At 41.6% G+C, this 24080-nt stretch carries 27 protein-coding genes, 1 rRNA gene and 2 other annotated features; of the genes, 27 read left to right on the forward strand and 1 reads right to left on the reverse strand.

Features of this window, described 5'->3' with window-relative positions; all coding sequences use genetic code 11:
• The 10 genes from O0550_RS21255 to pssA all read left to right on the forward strand — a co-directional run.
• Window positions 1–203: ribosomal RNA gene (locus tag O0550_RS21255) — 23S ribosomal RNA — on the forward strand; the annotation flags it as partial.
• Window positions 204–611: 408 nt separating this feature from the next.
• Entirely contained in the window at window positions 612–1712 is a 1101-nt protein-coding gene (locus tag O0550_RS21260; RefSeq protein WP_096888202.1) for an MGDG synthase family glycosyltransferase, read from the forward strand.
• Between the two features lie 61 nt (window positions 1713–1773).
• Window positions 1774–2445, forward strand: coding sequence for an HAD family hydrolase (locus O0550_RS21265; protein ID WP_003345122.1), 672 nt, complete (start codon window positions 1774–1776; stop codon window positions 2443–2445).
• Between the two features lie 225 nt (window positions 2446–2670).
• Window positions 2671–3135 carry a CtsR family transcriptional regulator gene (locus O0550_RS21270; protein WP_003333834.1) on the forward strand — a complete coding sequence of 155 codons (465 nt, stop codon included), beginning with the start codon at window positions 2671–2673 and terminating at the stop codon, window positions 3133–3135.
• Window positions 3136–3212: 77 nt separating this feature from the next.
• Complete coding sequence (gene mcsA / locus O0550_RS21275) at window positions 3213–3749, forward strand: protein-arginine kinase activator protein McsA (RefSeq protein ID WP_003333833.1); 537 nt, start codon at window positions 3213–3215, stop codon at window positions 3747–3749.
• Between the two features lie 26 nt (window positions 3750–3775).
• Window positions 3776–4840, forward strand: coding sequence for a protein-arginine kinase McsB (mcsB, locus tag O0550_RS21280; protein WP_003345125.1), 1065 nt, complete (start codon window positions 3776–3778; stop codon window positions 4838–4840).
• 27 nt (window positions 4841–4867) lie between these two features.
• On the forward strand, window positions 4868–7330 hold the full coding sequence (locus tag O0550_RS21285; protein WP_003333831.1) for an ATP-dependent Clp protease ATP-binding subunit: 2463 nt from the start codon (window positions 4868–4870) through the stop codon (window positions 7328–7330).
• Window positions 7331–7521: 191 nt separating this feature from the next.
• Window positions 7522–8886 carry a DNA repair protein RadA gene (radA, locus tag O0550_RS21290; protein ID WP_003333830.1) on the forward strand — a complete coding sequence of 455 codons (1365 nt, stop codon included), beginning with the start codon at window positions 7522–7524 and terminating at the stop codon, window positions 8884–8886.
• A gap of 9 nt (window positions 8887–8895) precedes the next feature.
• Entirely contained in the window at window positions 8896–9942 is a 1047-nt protein-coding gene (gene disA, locus O0550_RS21295; RefSeq protein ID WP_003345129.1) for a DNA integrity scanning diadenylate cyclase DisA, read from the forward strand.
• 140 nt (window positions 9943–10082) lie between these two features.
• Window positions 10083–10802, forward strand: a complete 720-nt coding sequence (pssA, locus tag O0550_RS21300) for a CDP-diacylglycerol--serine O-phosphatidyltransferase (RefSeq protein WP_003345131.1) — start codon at window positions 10083–10085, stop codon at window positions 10800–10802.
• Between the two features lie 101 nt (window positions 10803–10903).
• Here pssA and O0550_RS21305 read toward each other — a convergent pair whose 3' ends face one another.
• Window positions 10904–11296, reverse strand: a complete 393-nt coding sequence (locus tag O0550_RS21305) for a nucleoside triphosphate pyrophosphohydrolase family protein (protein WP_003345132.1) — start codon at window positions 11294–11296, stop codon at window positions 10904–10906.
• Between the two features lie 307 nt (window positions 11297–11603).
• On the opposite strand from O0550_RS21305, the gene O0550_RS21310 reads away from it, so the two are divergent.
• From O0550_RS21310 to rplL, 17 genes are all read left to right on the forward strand, one after another.
• Window positions 11604–12695, forward strand: coding sequence for a PIN/TRAM domain-containing protein (locus O0550_RS21310; RefSeq protein WP_003333826.1), 1092 nt, complete (start codon window positions 11604–11606; stop codon window positions 12693–12695).
• 30 nt (window positions 12696–12725) lie between these two features.
• Entirely contained in the window at window positions 12726–13427 is a 702-nt protein-coding gene (gene ispD / locus O0550_RS21315) for a 2-C-methyl-D-erythritol 4-phosphate cytidylyltransferase (protein ID WP_003333825.1), read from the forward strand.
• Window positions 13424–13897 (forward strand): 2-C-methyl-D-erythritol 2,4-cyclodiphosphate synthase, encoded by a 474-nt coding sequence (ispF, locus tag O0550_RS21320; RefSeq protein WP_003333824.1) that lies wholly within the window; start codon window positions 13424–13426, stop codon window positions 13895–13897. Before ispD ends, ispF begins: the two co-directional genes overlap by 4 nt.
• Before the next feature lie 50 nt (window positions 13898–13947).
• Entirely contained in the window at window positions 13948–15414 is a 1467-nt protein-coding gene (gltX, locus tag O0550_RS21325; RefSeq protein WP_003345134.1) for a glutamate--tRNA ligase, read from the forward strand.
• 18 nt (window positions 15415–15432) lie between these two features.
• Window positions 15433–15684: a binding site (T-box leader), on the forward strand.
• A 151-nt stretch (window positions 15685–15835) separates the two neighbouring features.
• Window positions 15836–16501 (forward strand): serine O-acetyltransferase, encoded by a 666-nt coding sequence (cysE, locus tag O0550_RS21330; RefSeq protein ID WP_003333821.1) that lies wholly within the window; start codon window positions 15836–15838, stop codon window positions 16499–16501.
• Window positions 16482–17888, forward strand: a complete 1407-nt coding sequence (gene cysS / locus O0550_RS21335) for a cysteine--tRNA ligase (protein WP_258427204.1) — start codon at window positions 16482–16484, stop codon at window positions 17886–17888. Before cysE ends, cysS begins: the two co-directional genes overlap by 20 nt.
• Window positions 17889–17899: 11 nt before the next feature.
• The gene (locus O0550_RS21340) at window positions 17900–18307 is read left to right on the forward strand and encodes a Mini-ribonuclease 3 (RefSeq protein WP_003333819.1); all 408 of its coding nucleotides are present in this window, start codon (window positions 17900–17902) and stop codon (window positions 18305–18307) included.
• Window positions 18308–18312: 5 nt separating this feature from the next.
• A complete protein-coding gene (gene rlmB / locus O0550_RS21345) occupies window positions 18313–19068 on the forward strand; it encodes a 23S rRNA (guanosine(2251)-2'-O)-methyltransferase RlmB (protein WP_096888198.1) in 756 nt (251 codons plus the stop codon).
• A 1-nt stretch (window position 19069) separates the two neighbouring features.
• On the forward strand, window positions 19070–19594 hold the full coding sequence (locus tag O0550_RS21350) for an NYN domain-containing protein (RefSeq protein WP_003333817.1): 525 nt from the start codon (window positions 19070–19072) through the stop codon (window positions 19592–19594).
• A 79-nt stretch (window positions 19595–19673) separates the two neighbouring features.
• Window positions 19674–20324 (forward strand): RNA polymerase sporulation sigma factor SigH, encoded by a 651-nt coding sequence (gene sigH / locus O0550_RS21355; protein ID WP_003333816.1) that lies wholly within the window; start codon window positions 19674–19676, stop codon window positions 20322–20324.
• A gap of 285 nt (window positions 20325–20609) precedes the next feature.
• Window positions 20610–20762 carry a 50S ribosomal protein L33 gene (gene rpmG, locus O0550_RS21360; protein WP_255193757.1) on the forward strand — a complete coding sequence of 51 codons (153 nt, stop codon included), beginning with the start codon at window positions 20610–20612 and terminating at the stop codon, window positions 20760–20762.
• Window positions 20763–20791: 29 nt separating this feature from the next.
• On the forward strand, window positions 20792–20986 hold the full coding sequence (secE, locus tag O0550_RS21365; protein WP_003333814.1) for a preprotein translocase subunit SecE: 195 nt from the start codon (window positions 20792–20794) through the stop codon (window positions 20984–20986).
• A gap of 48 nt (window positions 20987–21034) precedes the next feature.
• Window positions 21035–21571 (forward strand): transcription termination/antitermination protein NusG, encoded by a 537-nt coding sequence (gene nusG / locus O0550_RS21370; protein WP_003345138.1) that lies wholly within the window; start codon window positions 21035–21037, stop codon window positions 21569–21571.
• 169 nt (window positions 21572–21740) lie between these two features.
• On the forward strand, window positions 21741–22166 hold the full coding sequence (rplK, locus tag O0550_RS21375) for a 50S ribosomal protein L11 (RefSeq protein WP_003333812.1): 426 nt from the start codon (window positions 21741–21743) through the stop codon (window positions 22164–22166).
• Between the two features lie 98 nt (window positions 22167–22264).
• The gene (rplA, locus tag O0550_RS21380; RefSeq protein WP_003333811.1) at window positions 22265–22948 is read left to right on the forward strand and encodes a 50S ribosomal protein L1; all 684 of its coding nucleotides are present in this window, start codon (window positions 22265–22267) and stop codon (window positions 22946–22948) included.
• Between the two features lie 48 nt (window positions 22949–22996).
• Window positions 22997–23145 (forward strand) — a sequence feature (ribosomal protein L10 leader region).
• Between the two features lie 28 nt (window positions 23146–23173).
• Window positions 23174–23689 carry a 50S ribosomal protein L10 gene (gene rplJ, locus O0550_RS21385; protein ID WP_003345139.1) on the forward strand — a complete coding sequence of 172 codons (516 nt, stop codon included), beginning with the start codon at window positions 23174–23176 and terminating at the stop codon, window positions 23687–23689.
• Window positions 23690–23720: 31 nt separating this feature from the next.
• Window positions 23721–24080, forward strand: coding sequence for a 50S ribosomal protein L7/L12 (rplL, locus tag O0550_RS21390; protein WP_003333809.1), 360 nt, complete (start codon window positions 23721–23723; stop codon window positions 24078–24080).

The raw sequence follows: 24080 nt of genomic DNA on the forward strand, positions 1-24080 counted from the left end.
GTCACGCCAGTGGCACAGCTGGGTAGCTATGTGCGGACGGGATAAGCGCTGAAAGCATCTAAGCGTGAAGCCCCCTTCAAGATGAGACTTCCCATAGCGCAAGCTAGTAAGACCCCTTATAGACGATAAGGTTGATAGGTTCGGTGTGGAAGTGCAGTAATGCATGGAGCTGACGAATACTAATCGGTCGAGGACTTATCCACATTGCCTTTATGCTGACTTTCATTATCTAGTTTTCAGAGAATGAAGATTATGAATAGAATCTCTCAACAGATTATTGTTGAGAGATTTTTCGTTTTATGAAAAGATTATTTAGATAGAATCATAGTGTATCTTATTGCCGTGTTAAATCGTATTACATAAGAGAACATTAGAACATATATGCACATGAAGATATGACTTAGGTTATAACCAATGGTATGATATGCTAAGGATAAGAATCAAATCCGGCTAAATATACTTTTCCTACATGAATTAGGCCTTCCTCATCTTCGTACCCCAATCATAGGACACCCATTGAAGCCTTACAGAACATGTAAGGCATACTGGTATGTAAAAAGAATTGGGGGCAAGTGAACTGATGTTGGAATAGACAGCAAAGGAGAGTCGAAATGAAAAAGATACTCATCTTTTCCGCCTCCATTGGCAACGGTCATAACCAGGCTGCTCGTGCGATTCAGGAAGAGTTAAGCGAACTTGGTTATGCTTCTATGGTAATTGATACCCTTGAATATATAAGTCCAACCTTCCATAAAATCTTATTGGAAAGCTATACGAATATATTAAAGCTCTCTCCAAGTGTTTGGGGTAAAATTTATCATAATACAGAGAAAACCAGACTTTTTGATATGAACGTTTTTGTTAATAAGCTACTAGCAAATAATTTAAAACGATTAATTAACAGTGTAGAACCGGATGCTTTTATTGCTACGCATCCATTTGCTAGCTGTATGCTCTCTGTATTAAAGGGACGCAATCAATGGACGGAACCAATTTATACAATTATAACGGATTATACAATCCATCCATCCTGGGTAAATCATCATATTGACCACTATTTTATTGCTAGTGAACAGCTTTTTTACTTAGTTGATCTTTATCATGAAAATCGGCAAAAATTTAAACCAATGGGTATTCCGATTATGCGCAAATTTAGAGAAGAGGTTCATAAACAGGAGCTTCGTGCTAAATTTGAAATTAAGCCAGACCAAAAGGTGTTAATATTGTCCGGTGGTGGATTAGGTTTAGGCCCCATGGATAAAGTATTGCAAGGTCTCGATGCCTTACATATTCCTTTAAAAATTTTCGTCTTAACAGGTCTAAATGAAAAATTATATAGAAGTGTTACAAACCGTTCGTATTCTCATGATGTAGTGGCATTACAATATGTAGATAATTTTCATGAGTATTTAGAAGTAGCCGATGCGATTGTAACAAAATCAGGTGGTTTAACAACTGCTGAGGTATTAAGCAAACGTGTCCCGATGGTTATATTTAATCCATTGCCAGGTCAAGAGGAACGAAATAGTCACTTTTTGTTAAACAATGGCTGTGCTGTCCACGCTACAGAGAGTCGAGATTTGATATACTCAATTGAGCAAGTGCTTTTAGATGAACAAAAGTCTAAAGCAATGCGACAACAAGCAGAGATGATTGCACGTCCGTTTGCCGCTTATGACATTGCTGCATTTATTAAGCAAGATATGCAGTAGATGAGTGAGTTCTATGAAAATCGGTCACAATCATGTAACAACACGATATTGAGGTGGTAGAGTGAGCATACAGCATGCCGTTATTTTTGATATGGATGGTACTTTATTGCAGACAGAGTCTATGGCTATTCCAGGTTTTAGACGCACCTTTCAAGATTTACGAGATCGCCAGCTATGGGATGGTGAACTTCCTGATGATCATGCAATTACTAATACTCTGGGCATGGTTCTAGATGAAATATGGGATGTACTGCTACCGGAAGCAGATGAAAAGACAAGAGAACTGGCTACGGAGTTATTAGCTAAGCATGAAGAGAAATTATTGGATGAAGGTGTTGTTTCCCTGTATCCGGGAGTGGTAGAACAACTAACAGCACTGCACGAGAAGGGAATTGCGCTTTTTGTAGCATCTAATGCCATGGATGGTTATGTTGAAGCAATATGTGAGCACTTTAACATCACGCATCTTTTTACTGATCTATACTCAGCCGGGCGTTTCCAAACCGAGTCAAAAGTAGATCTAGTAGCCCTTCTTCTAAAAACATACGATATTAAGCAGGCAGTCATGGTAGGAGATCGTAAGTCAGATGTTGAGGCAGGTAAAAAAAATCATTTATGGACAATAGGCTGTGATTTTGGATTTGCTGATTCTGGTGAGTTGAAAAACGCAGATGTAGTCATTCAAGGCTATGCGGAATTACTTCAACAAGTACCATTTTATCAATCTAAATAAACAGGTAAAAGTGAACCACCTTTTTGAAGGTGGTTTTTTTGATTGATGCAGGTTGAAATAGACCTTTTTTGACCAAAATAAAGGAGTAAGGGAAATAGGGGTTGAAAGTAAATAAAAAAGTAATTATAATAAAAGTCAAAGATAGTCAAAGTCAAATTAACTAACTAAAAAATCAATTTTAACGCCCTTAGTTTCACTCATATTCTTAGGCAAGGAGGCGACACTTTGCGAAATATATCGGACATCATTGAGCGGCATTTAAAGAGCATACTTCAGGAGAGTCCGAATGGAGCTATTGAAATTCAGCGGAGTGATATTGCCGAAAAGTTTCAATGTGTACCGTCCCAAATTAATTACGTCATTAACACTCGTTTCTCTATTGAAAAAGGATATATTGTTGAAAGTAAACGTGGCGGTGGAGGCTTTATCCGGATTCGAAAGGCACAAATTTTGTGTAAGGATACATTACAGGAGCTTTTGACGGAAGAAATGATTGGGGATAGTATAACTCAATCATACGGTTACTCTATCATTGATCGATTGGTGGAAGAAAGATGGATTAGTTTACGAGAAGCCACCTTAATGAAGGTAGCCACCTCAAGACAGGTGCTGATGGTTAATACATCTTTACGAGATCAGCTAAGAGCTAGTATCTTAAAGCATATGATTACATCGATTCTCATAACATAGAAGTTACACCTTTGCAAAAAATAGAATTAACCCTAAAAGTCTGGTTGTACCGATTGACTTGTAAGGAGGTTCTTATTATGAATTGTGAAGAGTGCGGCAAACGTCCCGCAACCTTACATCTTACCAAAATCGTAAATGGTGAAAAGTCTGAGACTCACATTTGCGAGCAATGTGCCAAGGAAAAAGGCGAATATTTCTCAGGCTTTGGTAATTTTGGTCTAAATAATTTATTGGCTGGTCTATTAAATTTTGACCCAATGAACAAAGGTGTCAGCAGTCAACAGATGAACCAAAATACAGTTTCTCCGCTTACGCGTTGCGAAACCTGCGGATTAACCTATACACAATTTAGCAAGAGTGGTCGTTTTGGTTGCAGTGATTGTTATAACCATTTTGGAGCTAAACTTGACCCGCTTTTTAGAAGAATTCATGGAAATACCCAGCATATGGGGAAAGTACCTGAACGTACAGGTAGCCAATTAAAGATCAAAAAGGATTTACAGCAACTAAAAACTGCTCTTCAACAGCATATTGCTACAGAGGAGTTTGAAAAGGCAGCGGAAATTAGAGACCGTATTCGTGCATTGGAACAAAAGATTGAACAATCCAAGTGAATAAATGGTGGAGGTGAACATCAAGTATGTCCCTACAGCGTTTTACCCAGCACCCATGGAGTAATTGGATGAAAGGCGAGGGTCCTGATTCTGATATTGTTATTAGTACGCGGTTGCGAATCGCTAGGAACCTACGTCAGCATCCTTTTCCACTCTTAGCTACTGACTCACAAGCAGAAGAGGTCGTACGTAAAGTAAAAGAAGTAATCGATTCGTCTTCTATGAAGAAGAAAGGCGCCTTCGAACTGTTGTCTATGGAGGACATGAAGCCTCTCGAAAAGAGAGTGCTGGTAGAAAAACATCTTATCAGCCCCAATTTGGCAGAGGAATCCAGAAAAGGTGCCGTCATTTTAAGTGAGGACGAATCCATTAGTGTATTGGTCAATGAAGAAGATCATCTACGTATTCAGGTTTTCTTGCCAGGTTTTCAATTACGGGAAGCCTGGGAAAAAGGAAGCAAGATGGATGATATCTTCGAAAAACAAGTCAATTATGCTTTTGATGAAAAACGAGGCTATTTAACTAGTTGTCCTACAAACGTAGGTACTGGTATACGTGCTTCTGTCATGTTACATTTACCGGCACTTGTGATGACCCAGCAGATTAATCGAATTTTGCAAGCAATTACTCAAGTAGGCTTGGTTGTTCGCGGTTTGTATGGGGAAGGAAGCGAAGCTGTTGGCAACCTCTTTCAGCTTTCCAATCAAGTGACACTCGGTATGTCGGAAGCAGATATTATTTCAAATCTATACAGCGTCGCAAGTCAAATTATTGAACAAGAGCGAGAAGCGCGACAGTATTTGCAAGAGCATAGTCGCATATCTATTGAGGATAAGATTTTTCGTTCTTATGGGATTTTGACTCATGCCAGAACGGTCGAATCAAAAGAAGCGGCTCAGCGCTTATCTGATGTACGCTTGGGAATAGATTTGGGTTATTTACAAGCATGCAGCCCATTTGTTGTAAATGAACTGTTAGTTAGCACACAACCCGGTTTTTTACAATATGATGCGGGACAGAAATTAACAGCAGAACAACGAGATGAGCGTAGAGCTTATGTCATTCGAGAACGACTAAAATGTAATTCATAAGAGAAGAGTAATGGAGGTGCTTATACTATGATGTTTGGACGATTTACAGAGCGTGCACAAAAAGTATTAGCTTTAGCATTGGAAGAGGCAGTTCGTTTAGGTCACAAAGATATTGGAACCGAACATGTTCTTTTAGGTCTGATCCGAGAGGGAGAAGGAATTGCGGCAAAAGCACTTCAAGCACTCGGTCTCGGACTTGATAAAATTCAAAATGAAGTAGAATCTTTAATCGGTCGTGCTCCTGAACAACCGGCAAACACGACGAATTATACACCAAACTACACCCCACGAGCTAAGAAAGTAATTGAGCTGTCCATGGACGAAGCTCGCAAACTTGGTCATACGTACGTGGGAACCGAACATATTTTGTTGGGTCTAATTCGCGAGGGAGAGGGAATTGCTGCGCGAATTATGAACAACTTAGGCATTAGCCTAAATAAAGCACGTCAACAGGTATTGCAATTATTGGGCAGCTCAGAAATGATGTCATCTCATCAGCCTTCTGGAAGCAACGCATCGGCAAATACTCCTACTTTAGATGGATTAGCACGGGACTTGACGGCTATTGCTAAAGAAGGTTCACTTGATCCGGTGATCGGGCGTCAGAAGGAAATTGAACGTGTGATTCAGGTATTGAGCAGACGGACAAAGAATAACCCCGTATTAATTGGTGAACCGGGTGTTGGTAAGACAGCGATAGCTGAGGGTCTAGCCCAAAAAATTGTTAATAATGAGATTCCAGAAACATTGCGTGATAAACGTGTCATGACTTTAGATATGGGTACAGTGGTAGCTGGCACCAAATATCGTGGAGAATTCGAGGATCGTCTGAAAAAAATTATGGATGAAATTCGACAAGCAGGAAATATAATTCTGTTCATTGACGAGTTGCATACATTAATTGGAGCAGGTGGGGCTGAGGGAGCGATTGATGCATCCAATATTCTTAAACCAGCACTTGCTCGCGGCGAGCTACAATGTGTCGGTGCTACCACGCTGGATGAGTATCGTAAATACATTGAGAAGGATGCCGCTCTCGAACGCCGCTTCCAACCCATTCAAGTAGATGAACCGACTCCTGAAGATGCGATAAAAATCTTAAGCGGTTTACGTGATCGTTATGAAGCTCATCATCGTGTAAAAATTACAGATGAAGCTATTAATCAGGCGGTAAAAATGTCAGATCGTTATATAACGGATCGCTTTTTGCCAGATAAAGCTATTGATTTAATTGACGAGGCAGCTTCCAAGGTTCGCCTGCAATCCTTTACCGTACCACCTAACCTAAAAGAGCTAGAAGCACGATTAGAAGAGGTTCGCAAAGAAAAGGACGCAGCCGTACAATCTCAGGAATTTGAAGAAGCTGCAGCGTTAAGAGATAAGGAACAAAAACTACGCGAGGAGCTCGATTCCACGAAGAAGGATTGGAAAGAGAGACAAGGAAAACTAAACATGGAGGTTACTCAGGAGGATATCGCTCATGTGGTAGCTAACTGGACTGGTATTCCTGTTTTAAAATTGAAGGAAGAAGAAACAGAACGTCTATTAAAAATGGAAGATATTCTACACGACCGAGTTATCGGACAGGACGAGGCTGTTAAATCAGTTGCCCGTGCAGTACGTCGCGCTCGTGCTGGTTTAAAAGATCCAAAGCGTCCAATTGGTTCGTTTATCTTCTTAGGCCCTACAGGGGTAGGTAAAACAGAATTAGCTCGTGCTGTGGCTGAAACATTATTCGGTGATGAAGATGCCATGATCCGTGTAGACATGTCCGAGTACATGGAGAAGCACACCACGGCCCGTCTAGTTGGTGCGCCTCCAGGATATGTGGGTTATGATGAAGGCGGTCAATTGACAGAAAAGGTTCGCCGTAAACCATACTCAGTTATTTTGCTAGACGAAATTGAAAAGGCACATCCAGATGTCTTTAATATTTTATTACAAGTGCTTGATGATGGAAGATTAACAGATTCTAAAGGACGGACAGTTGATTTCCGCAATACGGTAGTCATCATGACATCCAATGTGGGTGCAAGCATGATTAAGAAAAATAGCTCCCTTGGCTTTACTACAAATGATTCTGAAAAGAAATATCAAGATATGAAAGATAAAGTCATGGATGAATTGAAACGTAGCTTCCGTCCAGAGTTCCTGAACCGTATCGACGAAATTATTGTGTTCCACTCTCTAGAACAGGAGCATATTGAAAAAATCGTTACCTTGATGACCGAGGACTTGCGCAAACGCCTAGTCGAACAGGAGATTGATTTCAAACTAAGCGAAGAGGCTAAGAAAATTCTCGCTAAAGAGGGCTTTGATCCCGCCTATGGTGCACGACCTCTACGTCGGGCAATTCAACGAAATATTGAAGACCGCTTATCTGAGGAATTGCTCAAGGGAACGATCACAAAAGGAGATACCGTTCAAATTGATGCGGAAGACGGCAAATTAACGGTAAAACGCTTGGAACAAGTAAAAGTAACAAAATAAACGAATCCTGAAGCAAAACATGGTATAATTTCAGGAGAAAGCAGTACGTATCCCCGAAGATGATTCGGGGATATTTTTTATACATCTAGCATACATGTAAGGTGATATAAAAATGCTGTCCATTAGCAGGATTTAACAGTAGTTGCACGAACAACAAGTAGAATGAATTTATAGATACGGGAGTATGTTATATGTCAAAAGTAAAAACAAAGTTTGTGTGTCAGGAATGCGGGTACGAAAGTCCTAAATGGCTGGGCAAATGCCCAGGCTGTAATAATTGGAATACAATGGTTGAGGAATTAGAGCGTAAACAAGCCGGTGGTAGAGAGCGTGGTATGTCCACTAAACAAAAGGCACAGCCCATCACAGAGGTCATAAGTGAGGAGGAACCACGGTTAGATACCACCTTAGGTGAATTAAACCGTGTCTTAGGTGGCGGTTTAGTTTTGGGATCGTTGGTGCTTGTTGGGGGAGATCCGGGGATCGGAAAGTCTACCTTACTTCTCCAAACTTCCTTTGCTCTTGCCCATCAGAATAATAAAGTGTTGTATATCTCCGGTGAGGAGTCTGTTAAACAAATTAAAATGCGAGCTGATCGGCTTGGTGTACAAACATCAAATCTGCTAGTAGTGACGGAGACTGATTTGGAGCAGGTGGAGGAGCAGATCACGTTTGTCGACCCTGATGTGGTCATTATTGACTCAATCCAAACCATTTTTCATCCTGCTGTCACATCCGCAGCAGGGAGTGTAGCTCAAGTCCGAGAGTGTACCAGCCATCTGATGCGAATAGCAAAAAGTAAAGGTATCGCTATCTTTATTGTCGGACATGTTACAAAAGAAGGAGCAATCGCTGGACCGCGTATGCTTGAGCATATGGTTGATGCTGTTCTTTACTTTGAAGGAGATCGACATAATACCTTCCGTATTTTACGAGCGGTTAAAAATCGATTTGGTTCTACAAATGAAATGGGTATTTTTGAAATGAAAGAAAAAGGGCTAGCTGAAGTAGAAAACCCATCTGAGCTATTCTTAGCGGAACGACCAATTGGAGTTGCTGGATCAACGGTAGTAGCAAGTATGGAAGGAACTCGCCCCGTGCTTGTTGAACTACAGGCATTAGTTTCCCCAACCAGCTTTGCTACTCCTCGTCGAATGGCAACAGGGGTAGACCATCAGCGAATCGCTATGATTATGGCAGTCTTGGAGAAACGAGTAGGCTTAATGCTACAAAATCAAGATGCCTATGTAAACGTAGCAGGTGGGGTTCGGTTAGATGAGCCCGCTATTGATTTAGCGATTGCGGTAAGCATTGCTAGTAGTTTTCGAGATCATTCAACGAACCCATATGATGTAGTGATTGGAGAAATAGGTTTAACAGGCGAAGTCCGCGGTGTTTCACGAATTGAGCAACGTATACGCGAAGCGGAAAAACTGGGCTTTAAGCGGGTCATTATTCCAGAGAGAAGCATACGAGGACTAGATAAGCCTGCTGGGATTGAGGTAATTGGTGTGAAAAATGTGGAGGAAGCTTTGCAATATGCATTAAGGGGGTAGCTATATTTGATGTTGGATGCTTTGCGTTTTGTCGCTCCAGGTACGCCTTTTCGTGAGGGTCTGGAAAACGTTCTACATGCCAAAACAGGGGCTTTAATTGTTGTGGGATGTAGTCCACAGATGAAAAACATCATTGACGGTGGTTTTTTTATTGACTGTGAGTTTACTCCAGCCCATTTATATGAATTGGCCAAAATGGATGGAGCTATTATTGTCAGCGAGGACGCTAAGCGGATTTTATATGCCAACACACAGCTATTGCCCAGTGGGGCTGTTGTTTCGAATGAAACGGGAACAAGGCATCGTACAGCCGATCGTACAGCGCGATTAACGAACCATTTGGTTATTGCCATTTCGCAAAGGCGCAATGTCATTACGTTATACCAAGGAACTCAGCGCTATGTTATTAAAGATATTAGCGTTATTTTGGCGAAAACGAATCAAGCACTGCAAACTTTGGAAAGATATAAGATGGTATTAGAGCAGGGGCTTACGAATCTAAGTGCGTTAGAATTTGAACAATTAGTCACTGTTCATGAAATTGTATCGGTTATGCAACGGATTGAGATGGTCATCCGTATAAAGTTAGAGATGAAAAAATATATCCTGGAATTAGGTACGGAGGGTCGATTAATTAATCTACAGCTAGAAGAGCTTGTGTTCAATGTGGAGCAAGAGGCAGAGCTACTCATTTTAGACTATGCAAAAGATGATAAGGTGGATACTAAGCAAGTCTTAAATGAAATGAGTAAGCTAAGTCCAGAGGAATTAATGGATCCAAGTGTCTTTCTTCGACTATTGGGGTATATAAATATGAATAAGCTGTCGGACGAGATAGTAATGACACGTGGATATCGATTGCTTAGCAAGATATCTAGACTTCCTTCCACTGTGATTTGCAATCTCATTTGCCACTTTGGTAATCTACACTTCATTATGATGGCTACTATCGAGGAATTGGACGACGTAGAAGGAATTGGTGAGATTAGAGCGCGTGCCATTAAGGACGGATTGAAAAGAATCCAGGAACAAGTGTTCATTGACAGGCACATTTAGTTCTATTAGTATGAAGGAATTATGCTACGGTTTTCTTTTTAAAGTCAACAGGTATAAATTACCCCCTTTTTCTACTCTTACCAATTACGATTAGCCGTAGGGATAGAATATCGTGGGATGATAATTAACGGAGGTAGACTATGATTGTGAAAGCATTGCCGAACATGCTCACTCTAGGCAACCTATTTTTAGGTATAGTAGCAATGATTTTGGCATTTAACGATTATGTTGATTTCGCAGCCATTACAGTAATCGTCGGTATGCTGTTGGACGGTTTGGATGGGCGTGTAGCACGTATGTTAAATGCACAAAGTGAATTTGGAAAAGAATTGGACTCATTATCGGACGTTATATCTTTTGGGGTCGCACCGGCCTTTATCATGTATGTAGTTGCATTGCAGGAAATCAGTGTAGTAGGTATTATCATCACGGCTCTTTTCCCCATTTGTGGAGCTTGTCGTTTAGCACGCTTTAATGTACAAGCGGGTGTTCCTGGTTACTTTATCGGCTTGCCTATTACGGCTGCTGGTGGTGTACTAGCTACACTGGCATTATTTCATGAAGTATTTCCAACAACCATCTTGGCACTTGGAATGCTGATGCTTGCTTACCTTATGGTATCTCGCGTTAAATACCCGAACTTCAAAAAAGTAGGGATTCCGAAGTCGGCATATTGGATTGCTCCCATCATCATCGTTGGTGTGATTGTTATTGCGATTATGTTCCCGAATCAAATTTCCAAACTGGTATTTGTGCCGCTCGCACTATATGCTTTGTATGGGATAAAAAAAAACGTTGAATATTTTATTCGCAAGGTAAGAAAAAGAGAATCGCAAGAAGAGAAAAAGCATTATCTATAACTTGATAGGATCAAACAACAACCCCCCGTTTAACGCAAACGGGGGGTTGCAACTTTCTTGCCGGTTCATCCGTAGTATAGAGAGAACAGAACAATTGGATGCTAGGAGAGATTAAAAACTCCTAACGTATTGAGTCGATCTGTTTCAACTTCGAGTACTTTGGATAAGGAAATATCAGTGACGTTGCAAAGGGCAGCCAAGTAAAACAAGTTTTTTCCAATTTCAGCGGTTAGGATATCCCGGCAGTGCTCACAAAGCTGTCCCGAAAAATGCGTGTCTAGATGAGGTTGGTTATCGTGTAAGGAACTTGCTGGATCAAAAGCTTGCTTTAAGGCAGTAATCTCCACGCATCCACAATCAGTTACTGCTTTCGTCAAAGCCCGGTTTGTTCGAGCGCCGGACTCCTGCAGCTTAGACATGACATCTAAAATACTCCGATGTCTAATCAGTAGGTTGGAAACTTGTTCTTGAAAATCCTTGATTTCACTAGACAATAGTATTCACCTCTGTTCTCTGATGAGGGGGAGTCAGAAAATTCTATTCACTTGATTATGGTTTATTATAGAAACTCCATAATCCATCTGTCAAACCTTAGAATTTTTGCTGGCTTTTTCAAATTTATGTTTTTTTGATTGACGTATATGTTTAAGCTGTGTTAAAATTTCCGGCTATTTGACACTATAAAAAATATTTTGTTATAGTGAGGGGAAAGAGATATGAGACAAACCATTCAAATCATTTGCAGGAGACTAGGTTTTTTTGTTAGATCTTCTGTCTATATTAATAAGAGGAGGTGAGCCTATGTTAAAACGAATCTGTAAGTTTTTCTTTGTTATCATTGGTGGAGGACTGGGGTATCAGTTTGGGCCTGCATTTTTCTCATTTTTGAATGATTTGCTCAATTTTGGAGAAGTTCCACGTCCAGCATACATTGGGGCTGTACTAGGGGTGATTTTGTTTTACCTATTGGCAAATACGTTGGTGGATTATTTGGTGAATGCAATCCGCTGGGGTGAAGAAAGGCTATTGACACTCCCTATTACTGATGTCATGTTTGGAGCCTTAGGTTTGATTATCGGACTTATCGTTGCCTTTTTATTATTCCTACCGATCAATAGTATACCTGTCCCAGTTCTCGGTGATTTCTTACCACTTCTTGTTTCCGGTTTGCTTGGTTACTTAGGCTTTCAGGTGGGATTTCGTAAAAGAGACGAAATTATGGCGGTATTTTCTATAGGTCGCAAGGAGAAAAGCAAAAAGGAAAGCGGAGGCATTGGTGCCAACGTTGAGCATAAAGTTCTGGATACTAGCGTCATTATCGACGGTCGCATTGCTGATATCTGTCGCACCGGCTTTATCGAGGGAGCGCTTGTTATCCCAGGGTTCGTACTTGAAGAATTACAACATATTGCTGATTCGTCTGATGCACTAAAAAGAAACCGTGGTCGCAGAGGTTTGGACATTCTAAACAAAATTCAAAAAGAATTAAAAGTTAATGTTCAAATTTATGAAGGAGATTTTGAAGAGATTGCGGAAGTGGATAGTAAATTAATTAAGCTAGCAAAGGTCCTTAATGGTAAAGTGGTTACCAATGACTTCAACTTAAATAAGGTCTGTGAATTGCAAGGTGTTCCAGTTCTTAATATCAATGATTTGGCCAATGCGGTTAAACCTGTGGTCCTGCCGGGTGAAGAATTACATGTGCAGGTAATTAAAGACGGAAAAGAGTACGGTCAAGGTGTAGCTTATCTTGATGACGGTACTATGATCGTAGTAGAAGGCGGCCGTGATTATATTGGGTTAGAGATTGATGTGCTGGTAACCAGCGTGCTACAGACATCGGCAGGTCGCATGATCTTCGCGAAGCCAAAGATGCTGGAGAAGGCATTGTAGCGCATTGATAACATAATGGAGAGGGTACGTGTGGAAACAAGCGTGGTGATTGTTGCCGCTGGAAAAGGGAAACGAATGAAAGTTGGTAAGAATAAGATATGGTTGCATTTACAGCATAAGCCGATTTTTCAGCATACGGTTGAAGCTTTCATTCAACATCCGGGAATTTCCGAGGTGGTTCTGGTGATAAATGAACAAGATTACGAGGATATGGATCGATGGCGAAAGAGCATGCCATATTCAGTGATCTTGGCTATAGGTGGTGCAGAGCGTCAAGATAGTGTGCGAAATGGACTTGAAGCTCTATCAAAGAGCTGTACGCATGTATTAATCCATGATGCAGCAAGACCTTTTATCACGGCTGAGCAAATTTCTGGAATCATAACCAAATTAAAAGATCATCAGGCAGTTGTTGTAGCGGTTCCTGTAAAGGATACGATTAAAATCGTAGGTCCAGATGGAATCGTGCAAGCAACCCCGGCACGCGAGAGCTTGTGGGCGGTTCAGACCCCACAAGCTTTTCCACTTTCACTCGTAAAAGAAGCGCACCAGTTTGCACTTGAACAGGGAAAAGCAGGAACAGATGATGCGATGCTCGTAGAAATGCTTGGATACCCAGTTACAATTGTTGATGGTAGCTATGAAAACATCAAGGTGACAACTCCTGATGATCTCTGGTTTGGGGAAGAGATTATGAAGAGGCGTTTGGAAGAGAGGAAGAGGAGAAAATGAGGATCGGACAAGGTTTCGATGTACATCAACTAGTTGAAGGCAGGCCCTGCATCATTGGCGGTGTAACGATTCCATATGAAAAAGGTTTATTAGGACACTCAGATGCAGATGTACTATTACATACGGTTTCTGATGCACTTCTTGGCGCGATTGGAGAGGGAGACATTGGACGGCATTTCCCTGATACTGATCCAGCTTTTAAGGATGCCGATAGTTTAGAGCTACTCATCCATGTATGGAATTTGGTAAAAGAGCGAGGATATCAATTAGGAAATGTTGATGCTACGATCATCGCACAAGCGCCTAAAATGGCACCATATATTCCGCAGATGCGTGAAGTAATTGCTAAAGCGCTTGATGCGGATACTGCTCAGGTGAATATTAAAGCAACTACAACTGAAAAATTAGGCTTTACTGGACGTGGCGAGGGTATCGCTGCACAGGCTGTATGTTTGCTTGTCAATGCGTAAGTCTAGTAGTATCATAAGTTTGGAAGAGATGGGATAAGGATGGTGTCATCATGACAAAGGAAGTTCGTTTGCGCTATGCTCCGAGTCCAACCGGTCATTTGCATATTGGCGGTGCTCGTACAGCGCTATTTAATTATTTGTATGCACGTCGTTTAGGCGGAAAATTTATTGTGCGCATCGAGGATACAGATCAAGTGCGCAATGTGGAAAATGCCGCAGAGAAACAAATGGAAAACTTGAAGTGGCTCGGTGTCGAGTGGGATGAGGGCGATGACATTGGTGGCCCATATGGCCCATATCGTTGCATGGACCGCTTGGATATTTATAAAGGATATGTTGAACAATTATTAAAAGAGGGAAAAGCATATTACTGCTATGCAACAAAGGAAGAGCTCGATGCAGAACGCGAAGAGCAGCTTGCACGTAATGAAACCCCTCGTATTTTAGAAAAGCACCGTCATACAACACCAGAACAAAAAGCTGCCTATGAAAAAGAAGGACGAGTTCCTTCTGTTCATTTCATTATGCCAGAAAATCGTTCTTATACAGTAAACGATCTTGTTCGTGGTGAAGTAACCTTTGATTCAAATGAAATGGGCGGAGATTTCGTTATCTGTCGTCCAGATGGTATCCCAACCTATAACTTTGCGGTTGTAATCGATGACCATCTCATGAAAATCAGTCATGTTGTTCGAGGAGAAGAGCATCTATCCAACACCCCTCGTCAATTAATGATCTATGAAGCATTCGGTTGGGAAGCACCTCAATTTGCTCACTTAGCCCTTATTTTAAATCAAGAGGGTAAAAAGATGAGTAAACGCGATGAAAGCATTATTCAGTTCATTGAACAATATCGCGATATGGGCTACTTGCCAGAAGCTATTGTGAATTTCCTTGTGTTATTAGGATGGTCTCCAGGTGGGGAACAAGAGATCTTCTCATTAAAAGAGTTGAGCGAGCGATTTAGCTTCGATCGAGTTAGCAAATCCCCGGCTGTATTTGACAGCACCAAAATGAACTGGATGAATAATCATTATCTCAAAGCTAAATCAGTGGATGAGATCGTGGACATGTGTATTCCTCATCTTCAAGAAGCGGGCTTCTTAGAAGAAGAATTGACTACTGAACGTAGAGAATGGGCAAAACAAATCGTAGCGCTATATCAAGAGCAGATGTCTTATTGCGCACAGATTGTACCTCTTTCCGCTCTCTTTTTCTTGGAAGAAGTAGTGTATGAAGAGGATGCCAAGGCAGTATTAAAAGAACCTCAAGTAAAAGAAGTACTTGTGAGCTTTAAGGAGCACATTGAATCTGCAGATGAATATAGTGTAGAAACAATTAATGCTTCTTTAAAGGCAGTCCAAAAAGCAACTGGATATAAGGGGAAAGCACTATTTATGCCAGTACGTGTTTCCATTACAGGTCAGGCGCACGGACGTGATCTTGGCCAATCCATTTACTTAATTGGCCGCGAAAAAGTATTGGCACGTCTACAGCAAGTGATTTCTAGTCTATAATAAAAAACAACATAGATTTTGCATGCGTTGAACAGGAGAAGTACAAGAAAGAGGATTCAATAGAGAGAACGGGATAGGTGGAAGCCGTTTGTAGACTCTTCTTGGAAATGCACCTGGGAGCAACCAATTGAACACAATGTCTATTGCAAGTAGATTGGTCGGGGGACCCGCCGATAAAGGGTATTGAGCGAGATGGACTCTAGTCTTCTTTGGGGTAGAGTTTGATTCATCTAAGCAGAGTGGAACCACGGTAAAAGCACCGTCTCTGCGTCTATATAGGCGTAAGAGGCGGTGTTTTTTGCATTCATCTGAGAAAAGCAACATCCTGCCCTGCTGAAGCCTTGTCAAAACGTAAAGCCTGCTTCGTTTACGATGAAACGTTAAGAAACCGGTGGTCAGGCAAAAGAATAGGGGGAGTCCCATGTTTGCTAGGATGAAGGAAGACATACAGATCGTGTTTGAGCGTGACCCTGCTGCACGGAGTACGTGGGAAGTGGTGCTAACTTATGCAGGGCTTCATGCCATTTGGGGACACCGAGTGGCGAATAGCTTATGGAAAAGAGGATGGAAAACCTCAGCTCGTTTCGTTTCTCAAATCACGCGCTTTTTTACAGGAATCGAGATACATCCAGGAGCAACGATTGGTCGGAGAATGTTTATTGACCATGGAGCGGGTGTTGTAATTGGGGAAACTTGTGAGATTGGCGATGATGTAACCATATATCAAGGGGTTACCCTTGGAGGTACAGGGAAAGAAAAAGGAAAGCGTCATCCGACGGTAGGAAACAATGTTATTATTGCCTCCGGAGCAAAGGTGCTCGGCTCATTTAAAATTGGAGATTACTCTAAAATTGGAGCGGGCTCTGTCGTCCTCCAGCCTGTACCTTCCCACTCAACAGTAGTTGGGATTCCGGGCCGTATTAAGGTGCAAAATGGTCAAAAGGTAGAATGTGATTTGGACCATGTTAATTTACCAGACCCGATATTAGAGATGATTCGGGATATGCAAAAGGAAATTGCTCAATTAAAGGTGGAGCTTGATCAAGTTAAAAAGGAGAAATCAAATAATGAGCATACGCTTATATAACACGATGTCACGCGAAAAAGAGACCTTTGTCCCGTTAGAGGAAGGCAAAGTGAAAATGTATGTTTGCGGCCCAACCGTTTATAATTATATTCATATAGGAAATGCGCGTCCTGCCATCGTATTTGATACATTGCGCCGCTATTTGGCATACAAAGGCTATGAGGTTACATTTGTACAAAATATCACCGATGTAGATGACAAACTCATTCGCAAAGCAAATGAAGAGCAGACAACAGTGGCCGAATTGGCTGACCGCTATACGGTAGCATATAATCAGGATCTACAGGGAGTAAATGTCCTGCCACCTGATATTCAACCGCGAGTTATGAATACGATTCCAGAAATTATTTCCTTTATTGAAGGGTTAATTGAAAAAGGGTTTGCCTACGAGAGTGAGGGCGATGTCTACTTCCGCACTAATCGTTTTAACGAGTATGGCAAACTATCTCATCAGCCCCTAGATGATTTGCAAGCAGGGGCACGAATTGAAGTAAATGAAAAGAAAGAGAACCCGCTTGACTTTGCCTTGTGGAAAGCGGCTAAGCCTCAAGAAATTTCTTGGGAGAGCCCTTGGGGAGCGGGGCGTCCTGGCTGGCATATTGAGTGCTCTGCGATGGCCCTTCGCTTCTTAGGAGAGTCCATTGATATTCATGCAGGTGGAACAGATCTTACTTTCCCTCACCATGAAAATGAAATTGCACAGTCAGAGTGCTTTACAGGCAAACCGTTCGCTCGATACTGGATGCATAACGCAATGCTTAATATCGACAACGAAAAGATGTCTAAGTCCTTGGGCAATTTTTTATTAGCACGCGACCTGATTACAAAATACACTGGTCAACTCATTCGCTTTTTCATGCTAAGCGGTCATTATCGCAGTCCGATTAATTTTAGCGATGAAATGCTGGAGCAAGCAGCTAATGGATTAGATCGGATTAAAAATGCATATGTAAATCTGGGGCATCGTCTCAATACGGCGCGCGAAGAAGAGCCAAATGGCTTAGCACAGGAGCAAGCGCAGTTAATTGAGAGCTTGCGTAAGCGTTTTGAGGAAGAGATGGATGACGATTTAAATACTGCTAATGGAATTACAGTATTGTTTGACATCGCCAAGGAAGCTAATCTATATACGCGTCATGATAACGTAGGGGCTACGGAAATCAAGGCTTACCGTCAGTTGCTAGAAGAGCTAAGTTCTGTATTAGGGTTAATTTTGCAGGAAGAGGCTACTTTACTAGATGAAGAGATTGAGCTTTTAATAGCAGAACGCGCAGAAGCTCGAAAGGCTCGAAACTTTGCTCGTTCTGATGAAATCCGCGATCAACTACAAGAGATGGGAATTATCCTTGAAGATACACCACAGGGTATTCGCTGGCGTCGAAAATAAGGAGCAATAACATGATAATAGAAAGAGATACACTAGCCCGTGATCCTAAGCTTATTAATCCGCTAGTGCTCGCCTATTTAGGGGATGCTACGTACGCCCATTACGTGCGCTGTCATTTGATAACGCAAGGGATTGCAAAACCAAATCTGCTGCATAAAACAGCAAACCGCTATGTGGCTGCAAAAGCGCAGGCGACTATCCTGCACCATCTCCTTCCTTCTTTGACGGAGGAGGAGATGGCGCAAGTAAAGCGGGGAAGAAATGCTAAATCGGGATCGAGTGCCAAGAATGCTAACATTGTTGATTATCGGCATGCTACAGCATTTGAAGCCTTGATCGGTTATTTATATTTGAATGGTGAAGACAAGCGATTGCAGGAGATTATTCAACAAGCGTTTGCGATCGTGGAAGGAGAATAAATGAAATGAATGAAGAGTGGATTTTGGGTAAAAACCCCGTTATCGAAGCTTTGCGCTCAGGACGTACTATTAATAAGATATGGATGGCAGAAGGTGCTAATAAAAACCAGATGGGGCCTATCTTCACGTTAGCAAAGGAGCTTGGAGTGGTGATTACCACGGCTAACCGAAAGAAGCTGGATCAATTAGTTAGCTCAGATAACCATCAAGGAGTTATTGCTTCAGTAGCGGCGTACGACTATGTGGAGATAGATGATATTTTGGCTAAGGCAGAAGAGAGAAATGAAGTACCTTTTGTCATTATTTTAGATGAGCTGGAAGATCCGCATAATTTAGGCTCGATTCTGCGAACTGCTGATGCGGTTGGAGCGCATGGCGTCATTATACCAAAACGCCGATCTGTTTCTTTGACAGCAACCGTTGCGAAAGCATCTGCTGGAGCGATTGAATATGTACCGGTTGCCCGTGTGACCAATATTGTACGTGCCATGGAGGAACTAAAGGAAAAAGGCTTCTGGATTGGTGGTACAGATGCGGCAGGAAAACAGGATTTCCGAGAAGGGGATTATACCATGCCGTTTGCTTTGGTAATTGGTAGTGAGGGGAAGGGAATGAGTCGTCTTGTACGCGAGAATTGCGACTTCCTTTACCGTTTACCGATGGCTGGACAAGTTACTTCGCTGAATGCTTCGGTTGCGGCGGCTATTCTAATGTATGAGGTATATCGAGGACGAAACCCACTCTTACCTAGAGGAAAATGAAATGGCTAAAAGAAAGAGCAAGCAACTGCTCATTGTAGATGGCTATAACATTATTGGGGCTTGGCCACAGTTGCGCGTCTTAAAGGATCAGGATCAGATGGATGAGGCGCGCGACATCCTCATTTCTCAATTAGCTGAATACCAAAGCTACTCAGGAATCAAAGTCATTGTAGTTTTTGATGCCTATAAAATACCGGGAATTGGAAAAAAACAGGAAGATTTTAAGATTGAGGTTTATTTTACGAAGAAAAAAGAGACGGCTGACGAAAAAATTGAACGACTAGTTCATGAATTTTTCGAGAAAAATCGACAAATATATGTAGCTACATCCGACTATACCTCGCAGCGGGTCATTTTTGGACAGGGGGCTCTGCGGAAATCGGCACGAGAGCTGTTATTAGAAGTAGAAAATGCCCAAAAGGAAATTAATCAAACAGTAAAAGAAACAAATGAAGACCAGTATTTTTCACGGATTCCGTTAAATGATGAAATAGCGAAAATCTTCGAAAAATGGAGAAGAGAGTAAAACGCATTTGGTTGACGCTATTTTATCGATTCATGTATAATAACACTATCTTATGTAACCAGGTGTCGGAGGGATAATAGTGAGTGTTGATCTCAAGGAGTTGAAACATACTCAATATGATCTGATGTCCGACGAAGAAGTAGTAGAGTTAGTACGAGAGAACGATGCTGAGGCCCTAGAATACCTGATCAATAAGTACAAAAATTTCGTACGGGCCAAAGCTCGTTCTTATTTTTTGATCGGGGCGGACCGTGAAGATATTGTACAGGAGGGCATGATTGGCCTATACAAATCTATACGGGATTTTAGAGGGGACAAGCTCACTTCGTTTAAGGCATTTGCCGAGTTATGCATTACCCGTCAAATCATTACAGCGATAAAGACGGCAACAAGGCAGAAGCACATTCCTCTTAACTCTTACGTATCGTTGGACAAGCCCATCTATGATGAGGATTCGGATCGAACATTGCTTGACGTGATTTGTGGAACAAAGGTAACTGATCCTGAAGAGCTGTTTATTAATCGAGAAGAATTTGACGACATTGAAGGCAAAATGAGTGAAATTCTTAGCGATTTGGAACGTCAGGTACTGATGCTTTATCTGGATGGACGTTCCTATCAACAGATCGCAGTTGAGTTGGATCGCCATGTAAAGTCTATCGACAATGCATTGCAACGAGTGAAACGGAAGTTGGAACGATATCTAGAAGGTAGAGAAGTGCAACTGTAATTTGGAGTTTTACAAGATTGTCTATAGCATGTATTCGGCTATAAACGCAAAAATCCTGTTTTTTGTCGAATTATATTCAAGGAAAAATTAGTTAGAACGATAGTGTATAAAATTGTCAAGGCATTTCGTTGACATTATGCTAGCTGATGTGATAAATTTGTTTGGTAGCCATAGAGTAGATTCTATGGTTACTTCTATGAACATACGGAAAAAAGTAGCGGTTTTTCCCGAGTTTATTTGGGTTGTAGTTATAGTCTTTAGGTAACAGAAAAGATGGAGGTGGCAATGATGCGAGTAAACATTACATTAGCGTGCACCGATTGCGGTGATCGTAACTATATCAGCACGAAGAACAAGCGTACGAACCCTGAGCGCATCGAAAAGAAGAAGTATTGCTCCCGTGATAAAAAGCACACAGTTCATCGTGAAACTAAATAATGATGAACGAAAAGTCTGGAGGTAGCAATATGAATATCTTTTCCAGAACAGGTTCGTTTTTAAAAGATGTTGTCTCTGAATTGAAAAAAGTCCGCTGGCCGAATCGCAAAGAGCTGGTTAGCTATACAACAGTCGTTGTGCTTGCGATTACGTTCTTAGCGGTATTTATGTTTGTGGTGGACTTTGGAATTTCAGAGCTAATCGGTCTTATTATTAAGAAGTAGGTAATATTCGGGTCTTAGGAGGGACGGACGTCTAACGTCCTCGTGGATATGGAAAAAGCGTGGTATGTCGTTCATACTTACTCTGGGTATGAAAACAAGGTTAAAGCGAATCTGGAAAAACGTGTTGAGTCTATGGGCATGGAAGACAAAATCTTTCGGGTGCTTGTTCCTACTGAGGAAGAAGTAGAGAATAAAGACGGTAAAAAACGCACAGTTACCAAAAAGGTATTTCCTGGATACGTGCTTGTTGAAATGGTTATGACGGACGATTCATGGTATGTCGTGCGGAATACCCCAGGGGTCACGGGTTTTGTCGGATCCACTGGAGCTGGTTCCAAACCAACAGCGTTGCTTCCTGAAGAAGCGGATACAATTCTCAAAACAATGGGATTTGAAGCGCCGAAAGTTAGGATCGATTTTGAGCTTCGCGACATGGTTACTGTAAAGGATGGTCCTTTCACAGGTCGTGATGGAGAAATCATTGAAATTCTGGCCGACAAACAAAAAATTCGCGTGCTATTGGATATTTTCGGTCGCGAGACACCAGTTGAATTAGATTATACACAAGTTGAAAAAATGGATTAAGAACTCATCTTGAAAAGTATTGTGTCATATGATACAGTTCTTGATGATTCTAGAATCTGCAGACGAATGCGGTTCTCAATCTCACTACTGATTGACTTATATGGTTTTTTGGTAGAGTGGGAGGGGCGAGTACCCCGCATTACCACACACGAAGAAGGAGGTGTATTACGTGGCTAAGAAGGTAATCCGCGTAATTAAACTACAAATTCCAGCAGGTAAGGCAAACCCTGCACCTCCAGTAGGTCCGGCACTCGGTCAAGCTGGGGTTAATATCATGGGCTTCTGTAAAGAATTTAACGCTCGTACAGAGAGTGAAGCAGGAATGATCATTCCAGTAGAAATTACTGTATTTGAAGATCGTTCTTTCACATTCATTACAAAAACTCCACCGGCAGCAGTTTTGTTGAAAAAAGCAGCAGGAATCGAGTCTGGTTCTGGCGTGCCTAACAAAACAAAAGTTGCTACTTTGAAACGTGATAAAGTTCGTGATATCGCGATCTTGAAACAACCGGATCTAAACGCAGCTTCTGTTGAAGCAGCTATGCGTATGGTTGAAGGTACTGCCCGTTCTATGGGTATCGTAATCGAAGACTAATTTGTCTTTGATTGCTTGTTAAGGGTGAGTTACAAGCTTTGGAACTCACCCTGTGGGAGGATTAAACCGCTACGACCACATTGAAGGGAGATTTGCAAATGCCTAAGCATGGTAAAAAATATCTAGAAGCTACAAAGCAGATCGATAAGACTAAAGTTTATCCTGTAACTGAAGCGATCGAGCTAGTGAAAAACGTAGCTTCTGCTAAATTTGATGAAACAGTTGAGGCAGCATTCCGTTTGGGTGTAGATCCAAAACGTGCTGACCAACAAATTCGTGGTGCTGTTGTATTGCCACACGGTACTGGTAAAGTACAACGTGTTCTTGTATTTGCTAGAGGTGAAAAAGCGAAAGAAGCTGAAGCAGCTGGAGCAGATTATGTAGGCGATGCAGACATGCTTGCTAAAATCCAAGGTGGATGGTTTGAGTTCGACGTTATCGTTGCTACTCCAGACATGATGGGTGAAGTAGGTAAATTGGGTCGCGTATTAGGTCCTAAAGGTCTAATGCCAAACCCTAAAACTGGAACTGTAACATTCGATGTTACAAAAGCAGTTAATGAAATCAAAGCTGGTAAGATCGAATACCGTGTAGAAAAAGGTGGTATCATCCACGCTCCTATCGGTAAAGTATCCTTTGATGTTCAAAAACTAACTGAAAACCTTGCAGCTCTGACAGATGCGCTTAACCGTGCAAAACCAGCAGCAGCTAAAGGTATTTACATGAAGAGCGTATCTATCAGCTCCACTATGGGTCCTGGTGTACGCGTTGATGTAAAATAATTACAGTTGACTTCTACTAGAGAAGTTGATAATATATAACCTGTTGTTAAAGAGAATATTGTCATGCCGCAGACAGAGGGTGCAATGAACCGAATGGTAAGTTGCTTAATTTCCTTCCGAGGTGTGTACTGTTAATAGATTAGCTCTGTTGATATGTGCCCTCGCGAACGTCTGCGAGGGCATTTTCAATTTACATTAGGATTGATTGCACGGGAGGTGTAACAAATGGCAGAAATTCGTCCAACTGTTATCCGTGAAGAGAAAGCACAAGTTATCAGCGAAATCGCTACTAAGTTACGCGAAAGCCAAACAACTGTAGTAGCTGACTATCGTGGTCTTACAGTTGCTCAGGTAACTGAACTTCGTAAACAATTGCGTGAAGCTGGCGTTGAATTTAAAGTATACAAAAATACTTTGGCTCGTTTAGCTACAGCTCAAGAAAACTTGAGCGATTTGGACCAATACCTTTTGGGACCAAACGTAATTGCTTTCTCCAAAGATGACGTGATTGCTCCTGCGAAGATCATCGCTGACTTCGCAAAGAAAAATGAGGCACTTGAAATCAAAGGTGGAGTTATCGAAGGTAAAGTAGTAGGCGCTGCTGAAATCAAAGCACTTGCTGCACTACCATCTCGCGAAGGCTTGTTGTCTATGCTTCTCAGCGTACTACAAGCACCAGTTCGCAACTTCGCGCTTGCGGTTAAAGCTGTTTCCGAACAAAAAGAAGGCCAAGGTGCCTAATTCGTTATAAGAAAGATTGGAGGACAATAAAATGAATCATGAACAAATTTTAGAAGCTATCAAAGGTATGTCCGTTCTTGAATTGAACGATCTAGTAAAAGCAATCGAAGAAGAGTTTGGTGTAACTGCTGCAGCTCCTGTAGCTGTTATGGCTGGTGGCGCTGAAGCAGCTGCTGAGCAAACTGAGTTCACTGTTAACCTAGTTAGCGGCGGAGCTTCCAAAATCAACGTAATCAAAGTTGTTCGCGAAATCACTGGTCTTGGCTTGAAAGAAGCTAAAGACTTGGTAGATAACGCTCCTAAAGCTCTTAAAGAAGGCGTTTCTAAAGACGAAGCTGAAGGCATGAAAGCTAAGCTTGAAGAAGCAGGTGCAACTGTAGAAGTTAAGTAA

This window comes from Brevibacillus halotolerans, from assembly GCF_026891775.1.
GTDB lineage: Bacteria > Bacillota > Bacilli > Brevibacillales > Brevibacillaceae > Brevibacillus_B > Brevibacillus_B halotolerans.

What these genes read in the sequence shown, in the direction of transcription:
- O0550_RS21260 (WP_096888202.1), top strand. Translation starts at nt 612, where the DNA reads ATGAAAAAGATACTCATCTTTTCCGCCTCCATTGGCAACGGTCATAAC.
- mcsA (WP_003333833.1), top strand. Translation starts at nt 3,213, where the DNA reads ATGAATTGTGAAGAGTGCGGCAAACGTCCCGCAACCTTACATCTTACC.
- mcsB (WP_003345125.1), top strand. Translation starts at nt 3,776, where the DNA reads ATGTCCCTACAGCGTTTTACCCAGCACCCATGGAGTAATTGGATGAAA.
- O0550_RS21285 (WP_003333831.1), top strand. Translation starts at nt 4,868, where the DNA reads ATGATGTTTGGACGATTTACAGAGCGTGCACAAAAAGTATTAGCTTTA.
- radA (WP_003333830.1), top strand. Translation starts at nt 7,522, where the DNA reads ATGTCAAAAGTAAAAACAAAGTTTGTGTGTCAGGAATGCGGGTACGAA.
- disA (WP_003345129.1), top strand. Translation starts at nt 8,896, where the DNA reads ATGTTGGATGCTTTGCGTTTTGTCGCTCCAGGTACGCCTTTTCGTGAG.
- pssA (WP_003345131.1), top strand. Translation starts at nt 10,083, where the DNA reads ATGATTGTGAAAGCATTGCCGAACATGCTCACTCTAGGCAACCTATTT.
- O0550_RS21310 (WP_003333826.1), top strand. Translation starts at nt 11,604, where the DNA reads ATGTTAAAACGAATCTGTAAGTTTTTCTTTGTTATCATTGGTGGAGGA.
- ispF (WP_003333824.1), top strand. Translation starts at nt 13,424, where the DNA reads ATGAGGATCGGACAAGGTTTCGATGTACATCAACTAGTTGAAGGCAGG.
- gltX (WP_003345134.1), top strand. Translation starts at nt 13,948, where the DNA reads ATGACAAAGGAAGTTCGTTTGCGCTATGCTCCGAGTCCAACCGGTCAT.
- cysE (WP_003333821.1), top strand. Translation starts at nt 15,836, where the DNA reads ATGTTTGCTAGGATGAAGGAAGACATACAGATCGTGTTTGAGCGTGAC.
- cysS (WP_258427204.1), top strand. Translation starts at nt 16,482, where the DNA reads ATGAGCATACGCTTATATAACACGATGTCACGCGAAAAAGAGACCTTT.
- O0550_RS21340 (WP_003333819.1), top strand. Translation starts at nt 17,900, where the DNA reads ATGATAATAGAAAGAGATACACTAGCCCGTGATCCTAAGCTTATTAAT.
- rlmB (WP_096888198.1), top strand. Translation starts at nt 18,313, where the DNA reads ATGAATGAAGAGTGGATTTTGGGTAAAAACCCCGTTATCGAAGCTTTG.
- O0550_RS21350 (WP_003333817.1), top strand. Translation starts at nt 19,070, where the DNA reads ATGGCTAAAAGAAAGAGCAAGCAACTGCTCATTGTAGATGGCTATAAC.
- rpmG (WP_255193757.1), top strand. Translation starts at nt 20,610, where the DNA reads ATGATGCGAGTAAACATTACATTAGCGTGCACCGATTGCGGTGATCGT.
- secE (WP_003333814.1), top strand. Translation starts at nt 20,792, where the DNA reads ATGAATATCTTTTCCAGAACAGGTTCGTTTTTAAAAGATGTTGTCTCT.
- nusG (WP_003345138.1), top strand. Translation starts at nt 21,035, where the DNA reads ATGGAAAAAGCGTGGTATGTCGTTCATACTTACTCTGGGTATGAAAAC.
- rplA (WP_003333811.1), top strand. Translation starts at nt 22,265, where the DNA reads ATGCCTAAGCATGGTAAAAAATATCTAGAAGCTACAAAGCAGATCGAT.
- rplJ (WP_003345139.1), top strand. Translation starts at nt 23,174, where the DNA reads ATGGCAGAAATTCGTCCAACTGTTATCCGTGAAGAGAAAGCACAAGTT.
- rplL (WP_003333809.1), top strand. Translation starts at nt 23,721, where the DNA reads ATGAATCATGAACAAATTTTAGAAGCTATCAAAGGTATGTCCGTTCTT.